The following is a 12388-nucleotide window of genomic DNA, read 5'->3' as shown; positions in this document are numbered from 1 at the left end:
CGAAAGGCCGAAATACCGGGAATCGCGGCGAGTCTCGTTGACACTGGCCTGCGGAAGGAATCTCGAGCTGGACCACCTGTATCGGGAGGACAGTTCCATGACGAACACCGCCGGACGCTGGTACCTGGTCGGCGCGCTGCCGGAGGACTCCCCCGCCGCGCACCTGATGACCCGCTCCGAAGACCTCCGCTACCGGCGTTCCGCCTGCGGGGAAAAGGAATCCCGCCTGTGGACGCCGGTGGATCTCACGGGCACCGACGTCGCCCCGTGCCCGCGCTGCGCCGCGACCCTGCCGAGCCACCGGTCCACCCGCAAGGCCGAACCCGCCGTGCACACCCAGCTCGCCTTCGACCTGCCGCTTTGACCCCCGCGCGTTTAGTCCTCTGAATGCGGTACTTGCGCGGGCAACTACCGCATTCAGAGGACTAAACGCTGTCCTTCTTCGCCCGGCTCGGGGCGACGCGGGGCGGCTCGTTCGGCATCTTCGGATAGACGGGCGGCCAAGGCGCGTCCATGAGCCCGCTCGCCATGTCCTTTCGCGACATTTCCAGCAGCGGCTCGATCGACTGCGGTTTCGTTCCCGCCCAAGGGTCTCCGCGTTCGGCGAGCCGAGCGGGCACAGTGGACAGTGTGAGCTCGTCCGGCTCGACGGTGTCCAGTTCGTCCCAGCCGATCGGCGTCGACACCTGCCCGCCGACCCGCGGCCGCACGCACCACGCGCCGAACACCGTCTTGTGCGGCGCGTTCTGGTTGAAGTCGACGAACACCCGCGAGCCGCGTTCTTCCTTCCACCACTGCGCCGTCATCTCCTCCGGATGGCGGCGCTCGAGTTCGCGAGCGAGCGCGACGGCGGCCGCGCGGACCTCGTAGCCGTCCCACTTCGGTTCCAACGGCACGTACAGATGCAGGCCGCGCGAGCCCGACGTCTTCAGCTGCGCGGCGATGCCCAGCTCGTCGAGCAGCGCCTTCGTCAGGACGGCACCGTGCCGCAATTCGGGGAAACCGATCCCCGGCGACGGGTCGAGGTCGACGCGCAGCTGATCGCTGATGTCCGGCGCGTCGGCCCGGTTCGGCCAGACGTGGAAGCCGAGGCAGCCCTGGTTCACCGCCCAGACGACGTGGGCGAGGTCCTTCGCCACGAGCGCGTCCGAAGTGGTCCCGTTCGGGGTGGACACCACCGTCGTGGTCAGCCAGTCCGGTGCGTTCTTCGGGACCCGTTTCTGGAACCACGACTTCCCGCCCGCGCCGTCCGGATAGCGCTCCAGCAGCAGTGGCCTGCCGCCGAGCTGCGCCAGCAGCGGCCCCGAAACGGCGCGGTAGTACTCGACGAGGTCCAATTTGGTCTCGCCGTTCTCCGGGAAGTAGACCTTGCCCGGATTGGACACCGTGAACTCGACGCCGTCGAGGTCCAGCGTGACCGGCTCCGCTTTCATGCTTCCCCCAGCTCGGTGAACAAGGTGGCCAGCTCGGCGGGCGGGACCTCTTCGAGCTGCGCGTACGTGCACGAGGCCGGCTCACGGTCCGGGCGGAAGCGCACGAGCCGCCCGCCATGGCGGAACCGCGTGCCCTCGACGTGTTCGTAGCGGACCTCGGCGACCCACTCGATGCGGACCGGCTCCCAGCTCAGGTCCTTTTTCGGCGCCCACCGGCTGCCCGCGCCCGGCATGCGGCCGCCCGCCTCTTCGTGCGCCTCGGCCCACTCGCGCCAGGGATGGTTCTCCAGCGCGTTCTCGCGCAGGGGCGCGAGTTCGTCCACCAGCTCGCGACGCCTCGCGGCGGTGAAACTGCTGGCCACGCCCACGTGGTTCAGGACGCCTTCGTCGTTGTAGAGCCCGAGCAGCAGCGACCCGACCCCGACGCCGTCCTTGTGCCACCGGAATCCGGCGACGACGCAGTCCGCGGTGCGCTGGTGCTTGACCTTCCACATCACCCGTTTGTCCTGTTCGTACGGTGCGTCGGCGGGTTTGGCCATCACACCGTCGAAGCCCGCGCCCTCGAAGCGGGTGAACCAGTCCTGGGCGACGTCGGGATCTTCGGACAGTGGGGTGAGATGCACCCGCGCGAACTTCGTGTCGACGACGCTTTCGAGCAGCTTCCGCCGCTCCTCGAACGGCTCCGGCGTCAGATCCCGGTCGCCGAGGGCGAGCAGGTCGAACACCACGAAACTGGCCGGCGTCTCCGCGGCCAGTTTGGTCACCCTGGACGCGGCCGGATGCAGGCGCAACTGGAGCGCCTCGAAGTCGAGCCCGCCTTCGGTGACCAGCACGATCTCGCCGTCGACGACGCAGCGCTCGGGCAGCGCGTCCTTGAGCAGGTCCACCAGTTCGGGGAAGTACCTCGTCAGCGGCCTGTCGTTGCGCGAGCCGAGCACGACCTCGTCACCGTCGCGGAAGACCACGCAACGAAAGCCGTCCCACTTCGGCTCGTACAGCAGCCCCGGCGTGCGCGGCAGTTCGTGCACGGCCTTGGCCAGCATCGGCTTCACGGGCGGCATCACGGGCAGTTCCACGAGGTGATCCTAGGCCGGGCCACCGACAAAAGCGCGGCTCAAAGCTCGGCCAACAGGAGCCCGCTGCGCGGTTTCGGCGTGAAATAGGTGGCCTTCCTCGGCATCCGTGACCCGGCCGCGTGCACGGCGAGCACCTGCGCGTACGGGACCGGGGCCAGCAGCAATACCGCGTCCGCGTCCTCGGGCACCGGCGCGCCCGGCAGCAACGGCCGCACGTTCGGCCCCTCCGGATCGACGCCGAGTGCCCCCCGGAGCAGCTTCTGTTCGACCACTGCGTGGTCACCGCCGGCTTTGCCGAGCACCACCCGGAAGGCTGAATCGCCCGCCAGCACGGTCATTTCACCCTCCTCGGCCGGCGGGTCCGGCCGTCCGGGATGGACGTCGAACCCCGCCTCCTTCCATCGCCGGGCCAGCGTGTCCTCATCGAATCCGGTGCCGGCGAGCACCCGGTGGATGGGGCCGATCCGCAGCGCCGGTCCGCCGGTGACGAGTGCCAGCAACGCGCCGCGCCCCGATTTCGCGGCGGCCGCGACGCGGTGATTTCCGTCCGCGACCAGGAGATCCATCTCGTCCAGTGCGGCCAGCAGTTCGGACTGGCCCTCGCCGGGACCGGCGAGCCACAGTTCGTGCTCACGGCCCGCGGCGTCCACTGTGGACAGGCTGGGCGCCTGCCCGCGGCAGAGCCGTTCGATCAGCGCGGTCAGCCCACGGCCGCCGGTCGCGGGGACGAGCATGGCCGCGCTCGTGGCGACGCCGAGCCCGGCGAGCATCGCGGCCCGTTCCTCGACGACGTCCGGATAGACGTCCTCGGTGTGCCGGACCCGCGTCACCCCGTCGTCCCGGACCGCTGCCGGGTCGACCAGGCACAGCACGCCCAGCGCGACCCCGTCCGGCCCGTCGATGCGATACGGCGCCACGACGTCGGCGACAGGCCGGTAGTGCCGCTGCCGGATGCGTTCGAACGTGGCCCTGGCCTGCGGCAACGCCGCCTCGATCGAAAGGCCGCCCGCCAGCGCGGCCGGAGTCCTGGCCGGATGCTGGACCGCCAGCAGACTGTCGCCACGTGCGTCGGCGAGCGCGGCGGCCACCCGGTCCGGGTCGGCGAACTCGTCGACGTCGGGTCCCGGGACGGTGTCGCGGACAACCCAGCCACGGTCGATCGGGCGGATCCAGGTGCTCATCCGATCCATTTTGCGGGATAGCTCACGGAAAAAATCGGTCCCATGACCGGGCGTCTCCATGGAATGCTTACCCATGCGAAGTAGTTGACCCCCTTCATGAGCCCGAGGAGACCGCCACAGATGACGCCCCCGGCCCCGGTCACCGCGAAGGAAGGGGTCGGTTTCCGCTCCGAACGCGGCCCCGTCCTGATCGCCGTGATGCTGTGTTCCGGCCTGATCGCGCTGGACTCGACCATCATCGCGACGGCGGTGCCGTCGGTGGTCGCCGATCTCGGCGGGTTCTCGCAGTTCCCCTGGCTGTTCTCGATCTATCTGCTGACCCAGGCGGTCACCGTTCCGCTGTACGGCAAGTTCGCCGACGTGCTCGGCAGGCGGCCGGTGATGTTCTTCGGGATCGCGGCGTTCCTGCTGGGCTCGGTGCTGTGCGGCGCGGCATGGAGCATGCCGGTGCTGATCGCGGCGCGCGCGGTGCAGGGCATCGGCGCGGGCGCGATCCAGCCGATCGCGCTGACCATGGTCGGCGACATGTACACCGTCGAGGAACGCGCCAGGGTGCAGGGCTACCTCGCCAGCGTGTGGGCCATCTCGTCGGTGGTCGGGCCGACGCTGGGCGGCGTGTTCGCGGAGTACCTCGACTGGCGCTGGATCTTCTTCATCAACCTGCCGCTCGGCGCGCTGGCGGCGTGGATGCTGTTCCGGAACTTCCGCGAGCGCGTCGAACGCCGCTCGCACCGCATCGACTACACCGGTGCCACGCTGCTCACCCTCGGCTGTTCGCTGTTGATCCTCGGCCTGCTGGAAGGCGGGGTCGCCTGGGGCTGGGCGTCCGCGCCGAGCGTGGGGATCTTCGCCGCCTCCGCGGTGCTGCTGGTGGCCTTCGTGTTCGTGGAACGCAGGGCCGAGGAACCGGTGCTGCCACTGTGGATCTTCACCAAACGGACGTTGATCGGCGGGAACCTGGTCGCCGTCGTGGTCGGCATGCTGCTGATGGGCCTCACGTCTTATTTGCCGACCTTCTCCCAGGGCGTTCTCGGCACCGGCGCGCTCGTCGCCGGATTCGCGCTGGCGGCGCTCACCGTCGGCTGGCCGATCTCGGCGTCGCTGGCGGGCCGGATCTACATGCGGATCGGGTTCCGGGACACCGCGCTGATCGGCAGCGGGATCGTCATCGCGGGCGCGGCGCTCACCGTGTTCCTGGCGGCGGGTTCGTCGATCTGGCTGGCGGCCGCGGCCGCGTTCGTCCTGGGGCTGGGGCTGGGCCTGGCGTCGAGCCCGACGCTGATCGCCGTGCAGTCCACGATCGGGTGGGAACGCCGCGGCGTCGTCACCGCGACCAACATGTTCAGCCGCTCGCTGGGCAGCGCCGTGGGCGTGGCGATCTTCGGCGCGATCGCGAACGCCACCCTGGCGAGCCGCTTCGCCAGCCCGCCAGCGGGGGTCACCGGCCTGCCGTCCGGCGTCGACGCGACCAGCATCGTCCTGGAGGGCCACGGCCCGGACACCCCGACGACGACGTTCGTGCGCGGCGCCCTCGCGGACGCCACGCACCACGTCTTCCTGGCGATGCTGGTGGTCGCCGTGCTCAGCGTCGGCGCGCTGCTGCTGATGCCGCGGCGCACCGAAGAGCTGAAGTTCGACTAGCGCGTGAGGTGGTGCGCCGGTCCAGTGGGTCGTGAGTGGTAATGAGCGTTAGAACGCTCATTACCACTCACGACCCCCACGCGAGATCACGCAAGGAGTGTCGCGGGCTCACTCAGGAGTCGCTGCCGCCGTCCAGGCCCGAAGGCGCCCTTCACCGCATCAGACGCAGCGAAGGGAGCCTTCGCCCCACCACTGACCTCGCCCAGGAACGCGACACGTTTGCCTTACGGGTCATTAGAACCCGAATCGCCACTCACGACCACGGTGACCCACTCAGTTCTGCATCGGCACGGCGTGCTCGACGAAGTTCTCGACGAACCGCTCGATCGGCTCCGTCCCGGCCGGGTACAGCACGAACTTGCTCAGCCCGGCGTCGATGTACTCGGCGATCAGGTCGCGGGCGGCGCTCCAGCTGCCCGCGATCAGCCGGGACGGGTCCGCGTCGGACCGTGCCGCGACCGAAGCCGCGAACGCGTCCGGGATCCCGTCCTCCGCGACGATGAGGCTGATGCCGAAATGGTCGGCCTCGACCTCCCGGTCCGCCTCGGCGGCGGCCTTCTGGATCGCCTCGCGGCCGGCGCGCGCTTCCTCCGGCGTGAGGAAACTGGCCAGCCAGCCGTCCGCGAGCCTTCCGACGCGGCGCAGCGCGCCGGGCGCCTTCCCACCGAGCCAAAGGTCGAGGCGTTTGACCGGGCGCATGCCGAGCCCCTTGCCCTCGACGCGGAAGAACTCGCCCTCGAAGGTCACCTCTTCCTGTTCCAGCAGTGCCCTGATCAGCCGCAACGACTCGTCGAACACCGCGGCGCGGCGTCCGGGCGGCACCGGGAACAAGGACAGTTCGGCGTCACGCGCGGGTTTCAGGCCGAAGACCGGGAGGAGCCTTTTCGGTGCGAGCGCGGCGAGTGAGGCGAGCTGTTTGGCGACCAGGACCGGATCACGGCCGGGCAGCACCATCACCCCGGTGCCGACCTTCAGTTTCGCGGTGCGGGCGAGCGCGTGCGTCAGCCCCACGACAGGGTCGATTCTCGGCGAGTACACCGCTTCGGGCAGCCAGAGCGAATCGACGCCCGCCCGCTCCAGCAGGTCGACCGCGGCACCGAACTCCTCGGCCGCCGTCGCGGTCCCCAGCCCCGCACCGACCCTGATCTTCAGGTCCTCCGCCACACTCGCTCCCTTCTGACCGGCCCGGGATGCGGGCCGTTGTCCAGTGTTCCCACGTGAAGAACCCCGCACAAGCATGGACTCGCCCCGCGAATCCCCCGTACATTCCAGTGTCGCGTGGGCCGTCCGCGCGCGGATTGGGGGACTTTCGATGGCAGGGCAGGATCTTCGCCGCTGGACGCGTTGCTTTCATCCGGCGCCCTCGGCCGAGATGAGACTGATCGCCTTCCCGCACGCGGGTGGATCGGCGAGCGCGTACCGTTCGCTTTCGGCGGCCCTCTCACCCACCGTCGAGGTGCACACCGTGCAGTACCCGGGACGGCAGGACCGGATGGGCGAGCCGGTGGTCGACGATCTGCACGTCCTCACCGAGCAGCTGGTGGACGTCGTCGCCGCGCTCCCGAAACCCTTCGCCCTCTTCGGCCACAGCATGGGCGCCATCGTCGCGTTCGAGGTCGCCCGCCGGCTCGAAACGCGTGGCCTCGTCCCCGCGGTGCTGTTCGTCTCGGCCCGCCGCGGTCCGGACGTGCGGAAGGACACCTCACACCATCTCGCCGAAGACGACACGTTCCTCAAAGAGGTCAGCAGGCTCGGCGGCACGGACGCGTCGATCTTCGACGATCCGGACATCCGCGCGCTCGCGTTGCCCGCGCTGCGCGGCGACTACAAGGCCGTCGAGACCTACCGGTACCGGCCCGGCTCCGACGTGAGCTGCCCGCTCGTGGCGTTCACCGGGGACGCGGACCCGGTACTGGAGGTGCCGGACGTCGAAAACTGGCGAGAGCACACCACCGGCTCGTTCGAGATGGAGGTGTTCGAGGGCGGCCACTTCTTCCTCGACGCCAATCTCGACGCCGTCGTCGCGCGCATCCTCGGCAAGCTGACCGTCAGTCCCTGAGGCCTTCCCTGCTCGCCCACGCGACGACCTCGGTCCGGTTCGCCAGGCCCAGTTTCGCCAGGATGCTCCGGACGTGGCTTTCCACCGTGCGTTCGGAAAGCACCAGCTTCTCGGCGATCCGGCGGTTGCTCAGCGCGTCGGCGAGCAGGACGACGATCTCGCGTTCCCGCCCGGTGAGCGGGTCGGCGGCTCGGCGTCCGGCGCGGATCCGGTCGAGCAGCGCCGCGGCCCGCGCGAGCTGCCCCGGTATGGCCAGCCGCCGGAATTCGTCGAGGGCCTCGCGCGCGAGGTCTTGGGCACGCGCGAGGTCGCCTCGGGAGACCAGGACTTCGGCGAGCAGCAGTCGCACCTGGGCGACACCGGGCCGGGCGCCGATGCCTTCGTTGACGACGATGGCCCGCTCGTACAGCCGCACCGCTTCGTCGTGGCGGCCGAGAACGGCGTTGAGCCTGGCGGGCTGTTCCAAGGTCGAGCCGGCGCAGAAGACGCCGGCGCCGCCGGACACGATCGGCCGCACCTCTTCCAGGCGCCGCAACAGGTACTCCGCCATCTCGACGTCGTGGAAGGCCTCGACCAGCGGCACGAGGTTGGGCAGCGCGCCGGTGCTGTGCAGCGCGAACTCCGGGCTCCGCACCAGCGGTACCAGCTGCTCGTACCGAACCCTCGCCTCGTCGAGGTCGCCCTTGAGCAGACTCAGCAACGGCCGCGAAACCAGCGTCACCGGCAGGTGCGGGGCCCGGTCCAGCAACCTCGCGTAGTCGCCTCGCAGCTCGCCGGGATCACCCGTGAGCAGGACGAGCTGGATACGGAACGCGTAGGACATCCCTTTCGCGGAGAAGTCGTCCGCGAGTTCGGTGTCGGCCAGCTCCTCCGCCGCGAAGTCGAGTTCGCGTGCCTCGGCCAGATCTCCCCGCAACGCCAGCACCGAACTGCGCAGCCGCAGATCGTGCCAGCGGATCAGCGGCAGTCTCGTCAACCGCGCCAGTGTCGTCACCGCGACGAGTTCGTCGTCGGCGAGCGCCATCCGCCCGTCCTCCAGCGCGGCGTCGATCCGCCATTTGTGACCCCACAGGGAGACCAGCGGCTGCCCGGTCCGCGTGCCCAGGTCCACCGCGAGCGCCCCGAGCCGCAGCCGCTCGGAGGACGGCAGCTTGTCCGGTGCAACCTTCATCCGGGCGCGGAGGCTGTCGACCAGTGCCTCGGGATCGCCTGACTCTTCAGCGAGTGCGAAGGCGTCGTCGGCGAGTTTCCCCGCTTCGGCGAATCGGCCGTAGTCGGCCTCGACCGACGCGCTGTGCGCCAGCAGGCGGGCCCGCGTCGTCTTGTCGACCCCGTCCACGGCGAGTGCGCGTGAGGCGAGGTCGCGGATGCCGGGCAGGAGATCCGGCGCCGCGACGTCGCGGACCACCAGTGCCGCTTCGGCGACCAGCCCGGCGTCGGCGGCGCTGCGGGCGTGGTCGAGACTTCGCGCGAACCGGCCGGACCGGTATTCGGCGACGGCGAGATCGAGCAGCAGCCCGGCACGGTCCCTTTCGGACAGTCCGGCCTTCGAACGGGCGTCCAGCGCGATCGCGAGAAAGCGCGCCGCTTCGTCGAAGGCCAGTGCCCGGTTCGCTTCGGCGGCCGCGAGCGCCGCCCAGTCCGCCGTCTTCTCCGGCGCGGACGCCGAACGCAGCCAATGCCCCGCGACCGTTCCGGCGAACGCGGGATCACGCCGGGCGTGCTCCTCGAGCGCGGCGGCGGCGCGGCCGTGCAACGCTTCCCGCTCGGCCTGGCCCAGATCCGCGTAGATCCCGTCGCGGACGACGGCGTGCGCGAACCGGCCGTCACCCAGCACCCCGGCCCCCGCGGCTCGGTCGAGCCCGTCGACGACCTCTCCGAGCGGCAGGCCGGACACCTCCGCGAGCAGAGCGGCTTCGACGTCTTCGCCGATCACCGCCGCGATGGCGAGCAGCCGCCGCACCTGGGGTTCGAGCGCCGCCACCGCGGCACGGACGAGGTGTCCCAGTTCCGATCTGCCCGCCGAACGCGCGATCGCGCCGAGATAGAGCGGGTTCCCGCCGGAGCGGCGATGCGCCTCGCGCACCTCCTCCTCGGCGGGCTTCGTCCCCGCCAATTCGGTGAGCAGCGCCCGGATGTCGGGCTCGGCCAACGGCGGCAGTGAAATACCGCGTGTGCCCGGACGGCGCAGGAGATCCGGCAGCGCGGCGTCCAGTGCGGGCGTGTGCCCGGTGTCCCGATGCGTCGCGATCACGGCCAGCTTCGAACGCCGCAACTCCCCCGCCAGATGCCGCAAAAGACGCAAGGACGCCTCGTCGGCCCAGTGCAGGTCTTCGAGGACGACGACCAGTCCCGACGGCTCCGCCGCGGCCACCAGCGCGTCCGCCGCGGCGGCCACCAACCGGAACCGCGCGGCCTGGACGTCGGCGGCGCCGTCGATCTCGGCGAAAGCCCTCGTCACCGCCGAATCGACCGACGGCAGCGCCTCGACGACCCGCCGCCACGGCCACAGCGGCGGCGCTCCGGGATCGTCGGCGCATCGGCCCCACACGACCGCGGACGCCGCGGCCGTGGCCTCTTCGACCAGCCGGGTCTTGCCGATCCCTGGCGGCCCGGAGACGAGCACGAGCCCGCCGGAGCCCGCGGCGGCGTCCGCCAGCCTGCCGCGCAGGCTCGCCAGTTCGCCCACCCTGCCCACGAACGGTTCCCGGTTCACGGAAGGAGTATCGCGCTCCGCGCCCGATTCCGTACCGCCCTGCGTACTGGCACTGATGTCCGGACACCGCCGGGAGCGCAGAGTCGGCACGTCAGACGGAAAGGAAAGCCCATGTACGCCACCGTTCACCAGTTCCGGCGTTCGCACGCCGACGAGCCGGAAGGCTGGGGCCACGCCCTCGCCGCGGAACTCCACCCCGGCACCGGTTCGCCGGGCACCTGCACCCTCGCCCAGATCGGCGGCCTGACCGGGCTCGTCGTCGCGTTGTGGCGCGACCGCGGCTCCGCGCTCGCCGCCGGGGACCACCGCACCCCCGGCACCTTCGACGCCCGCGTCTACGAGGTCTCCGACGTCGAAAGCGGCACGGCCGAGCCCAGGATCGCGCAGGCGACCTGGTTCGACCGGCCACTCACCCGGGCCGAGGCCGACGCCGCCGACTTCGGCGGACGCGAGCGGATCCGGCCCGCCGTTCAGGGACTCGGCGGGATCGCCGGTTTCTACGTCCTGACCGCCGAGGACAGGTCTCGTCTCGTCCTCGGCTTCACCGAGTCGATCGAGGCGATGGAAGCCGTCCAGAAGACGGTCATGAGCACGGAACTGCTGCCTGGCGAGGACCAGGCGCTGCTGCCCGGCCCGGACCGGATCGACGTCCACCGCGTGCTCCACACGTCCCTGCCCGCGCCCGGTCTGGTGGGTGAGCCGCGATGACCGCCGGGACGTCCGCGCGCGTCGGCACCTGGACCGTGCTGGCCGAACGGACATCGGCCGCGTTCACCGTCCGGAACTTCGGTTTCCGCGTGGTCCGTGGCTCGATCCCGGTCAGCCTCGGCTCGGTGCGCGTCTCCGGAAGCGGCGTCACCGCCGTCGAAGCGGCTCTCGACCTCGACAGGATCGACACCGGCAACGCCAAACGCGACGCCGACCTGCGCAAACCCGGTCTCCTCGCGATCGACGCGCATCCCGTGCTGACCTTCGCCGCGGACCGGATCAAGGGCAGCCCGGGCGAGTGGTCGGTCGAAGGCACCCTCGGCGCGCGAGGCGAATCCTGTCCCCTCACGGTGACCGCGACAGGCCCGGAGGACAACGGCGACGGCACCTGGCGGGTGCTCGCCGGTGCCGTCTTCGACCGGCGGTCGCTCGGTGTCCGCGCGCCGAGGTTCCTGATCGGCGCGGAGATCACGATCGCTCTCGACGTGGTCCTCGCCCCGCCCGGGTGATCAAGCCCAGGCGGCGAGTTCCTTGGCCAGCGCGGACGGTCCGCCGGCGGTACGCAACGTCGGCGGACCGGGCCAGCAGTCCTGGTGTTCGCCGGTGCGCAGGGTTTCGGCGAACCGGGCGACCAGCCGCGGCTGCGACGCGACCGTGCGGCCGCCGAGGTACGCGACGACGACGTGGTGGTCGTCGTCCGAATGCGTCGCCACGGCGGCCGACCAACCGTGCTCCTCGTGCCACATCAGGTCGACGTCACGTTCGGGGAAGCCGGGAAGACGCCAGTTCAGCCTCATCCGCGCGGCGACCGGGCCGGCGAGGTCGACCGTGCACGAATCCCTCCGTATCCCCAGCGCCGCGGCCACGTCTTCCAGGTAGGCGTTCAGCCTGGTCACGAGCTCCAGACCTGCTTCCGTGGGCGCGGGGGTCGAGGTGGTCACGGTCCCTCATCTTCCTGTCACTTTGAGTTGGCGTGACGGGAATTACCCACCCCGGCGCGGCTTCACACCCTCATTTCGTCACGCCACGGTTTCGGTTCGCTCAAGCCGTGGCCTCGATGACGCGAGTCAGGGCTTTGTGCAGCGCCTCCAGCTCGGAGACCTCCATGCCGAGCTTCTCGACGACGCGGTACGGGATCTTTTCCGCCTCCGCGCGCAACGCGCGACCGGATTCCGTCAGCTCGACCGTCAGCAACCGCTCGTCCTCGGCACTGCGCCTGCGCGTGACGTAACCGATCGTCTCCAGCCGCTTGAGCAGTGGCGACAGTGTCGCGGGCTCGGCGCGCAGGGCGACACTCAGATCCTTGACCGCCTGCGGGCCCCGCTCCCACAGCGCCAGCATGACCAGATACTGCGGATGGGTGAGCCCGTGGGGCTCCAGCAGCGGCCGGTAGATGGCGATGACGCTGCGCGACGCGACCGACAGCGCGAAACACACCTGACGCTCCAACGCGAGCGGATCGTCGCCCAGATCGATCGACTTCATCTCCGGCCCCTCCGAGTTCATGTCGCCGATCCTAGCCGTGACGCTAATGTTTAGCGTACTAATCATTAGTGTACTGTGAGAGCATCGAC

Annotated in this window: 12 protein-coding genes; 5 read left to right on the top strand and 7 right to left on the bottom strand. The window is 70.4% G+C overall.

Annotated elements, in window-relative coordinates; genetic code table 11:
* The first annotated feature begins 97 nt into the window (after window positions 1-97).
* Window positions 98-364 (top strand): hypothetical protein, encoded by a 267-nt coding sequence (locus DMH03_RS22645; RefSeq protein ID WP_125783960.1) that lies wholly within the window; start codon window positions 98-100, stop codon window positions 362-364.
* Between the two features lie 61 nt (window positions 365-425).
* On the opposite strand, the gene ligD is transcribed toward DMH03_RS22645, so the two are convergent.
* Genes ligD through DMH03_RS22630 form a run of 3 tightly spaced genes read right to left on the bottom strand, consistent with a single transcriptional unit; the run spans window position 426 to window position 3699 of the window.
* Window positions 426-1433 (bottom strand): non-homologous end-joining DNA ligase, encoded by a 1008-nt coding sequence (gene ligD, locus DMH03_RS22640; RefSeq protein WP_125793925.1) that lies wholly within the window; start codon window positions 1431-1433, stop codon window positions 426-428.
* Window positions 1430-2509, bottom strand: a complete 1080-nt coding sequence (locus tag DMH03_RS22635; protein WP_199748971.1) for an ATP-dependent DNA ligase — start codon at window positions 2507-2509, stop codon at window positions 1430-1432. Before DMH03_RS22635 ends, ligD begins: the two co-directional genes overlap by 4 nt.
* Before the next feature lie 38 nt (window positions 2510-2547).
* Window positions 2548-3699, bottom strand: coding sequence for a DUF1015 family protein (locus tag DMH03_RS22630; RefSeq protein WP_125793924.1), 1152 nt, complete (start codon window positions 3697-3699; stop codon window positions 2548-2550).
* Between the two features lie 111 nt (window positions 3700-3810).
* Here DMH03_RS22630 and DMH03_RS22625 point away from each other — a divergent pair, with 111 nt between their 5' ends.
* A complete protein-coding gene (locus tag DMH03_RS22625) occupies window positions 3811-5331 on the top strand; it encodes an MDR family MFS transporter (RefSeq protein ID WP_125793923.1) in 1521 nt (506 codons plus the stop codon).
* A 273-nt stretch (window positions 5332-5604) separates the two neighbouring features.
* Here DMH03_RS22625 and DMH03_RS22620 read toward each other — a convergent pair whose 3' ends face one another.
* Window positions 5605-6495 carry a TIGR03854 family LLM class F420-dependent oxidoreductase gene (locus DMH03_RS22620; RefSeq protein WP_125793922.1) on the bottom strand — a complete coding sequence of 297 codons (891 nt, stop codon included), beginning with the start codon at window positions 6493-6495 and terminating at the stop codon, window positions 5605-5607.
* A 208-nt stretch (window positions 6496-6703) separates the two neighbouring features.
* On the opposite strand from DMH03_RS22620, the gene DMH03_RS22615 reads away from it, so the two are divergent.
* Window positions 6704-7390, top strand: a complete 687-nt coding sequence (locus DMH03_RS22615; protein WP_125793921.1) for a thioesterase II family protein — start codon at window positions 6704-6706, stop codon at window positions 7388-7390.
* Here the strand turns inward: DMH03_RS22615 and DMH03_RS22610 are convergent.
* On the bottom strand, window positions 7380-10106 hold the full coding sequence (locus DMH03_RS22610; RefSeq protein ID WP_125793920.1) for an AAA family ATPase: 2727 nt from the start codon (window positions 10104-10106) through the stop codon (window positions 7380-7382). The genes DMH03_RS22615 and DMH03_RS22610 overlap by 11 nt on opposite strands.
* A gap of 111 nt (window positions 10107-10217) precedes the next feature.
* On the opposite strand from DMH03_RS22610, the gene DMH03_RS22605 reads away from it, so the two are divergent.
* Window positions 10218-10814, top strand: coding sequence for a hypothetical protein (locus DMH03_RS22605; protein WP_125793919.1), 597 nt, complete (start codon window positions 10218-10220; stop codon window positions 10812-10814).
* Window positions 10811-11323 (top strand): YceI family protein, encoded by a 513-nt coding sequence (locus DMH03_RS22600; RefSeq protein WP_125793918.1) that lies wholly within the window; start codon window positions 10811-10813, stop codon window positions 11321-11323. Before DMH03_RS22605 ends, DMH03_RS22600 begins: the two co-directional genes overlap by 4 nt.
* Here DMH03_RS22600 and DMH03_RS22595 read toward each other — a convergent pair whose 3' ends face one another.
* Window positions 11324-11755, bottom strand: a complete 432-nt coding sequence (locus tag DMH03_RS22595; RefSeq protein WP_125793917.1) for a DUF6292 family protein — start codon at window positions 11753-11755, stop codon at window positions 11324-11326.
* A gap of 100 nt (window positions 11756-11855) precedes the next feature.
* On the bottom strand, window positions 11856-12299 hold the full coding sequence (locus DMH03_RS22590) for a MarR family winged helix-turn-helix transcriptional regulator (RefSeq protein ID WP_125794042.1): 444 nt from the start codon (window positions 12297-12299) through the stop codon (window positions 11856-11858).
* Window positions 12300-12388 lie beyond the last annotated feature (89 nt).

It is taken from the genome of Amycolatopsis sp. WAC 01376 (assembly GCF_003947415.1).
In the GTDB taxonomy this organism is placed as follows: Bacteria; Actinomycetota; Actinomycetes; order Mycobacteriales; family Pseudonocardiaceae; genus Amycolatopsis.
This window is presented reverse-complemented; position numbering and strand designations above follow the sequence as displayed.

Excerpts from the sequence above, each read along its gene's own strand:
- DMH03_RS22645 (WP_125783960.1), top strand. The coding sequence starts at position 98 with ATGACGAACACCGCCGGACGCTGGTACCTGGTCGGCGCGCTGCCGGAG.
- ligD (WP_125793925.1), bottom strand. The coding sequence starts at position 1,433 with ATGAAAGCGGAGCCGGTCACGCTGGACCTCGACGGCGTCGAGTTCACG.
- DMH03_RS22630 (WP_125793924.1), bottom strand. The coding sequence starts at position 3,699 with ATGGATCGGATGAGCACCTGGATCCGCCCGATCGACCGTGGCTGGGTT.
- DMH03_RS22625 (WP_125793923.1), top strand. The coding sequence starts at position 3,811 with ATGACGCCCCCGGCCCCGGTCACCGCGAAGGAAGGGGTCGGTTTCCGC.
- DMH03_RS22615 (WP_125793921.1), top strand. The coding sequence starts at position 6,704 with ATGAGACTGATCGCCTTCCCGCACGCGGGTGGATCGGCGAGCGCGTAC.
- DMH03_RS22605 (WP_125793919.1), top strand. The coding sequence starts at position 10,218 with ATGTACGCCACCGTTCACCAGTTCCGGCGTTCGCACGCCGACGAGCCG.
- DMH03_RS22600 (WP_125793918.1), top strand. The coding sequence starts at position 10,811 with ATGACCGCCGGGACGTCCGCGCGCGTCGGCACCTGGACCGTGCTGGCC.
- DMH03_RS22590 (WP_125794042.1), bottom strand. The coding sequence starts at position 12,299 with ATGAAGTCGATCGATCTGGGCGACGATCCGCTCGCGTTGGAGCGTCAG.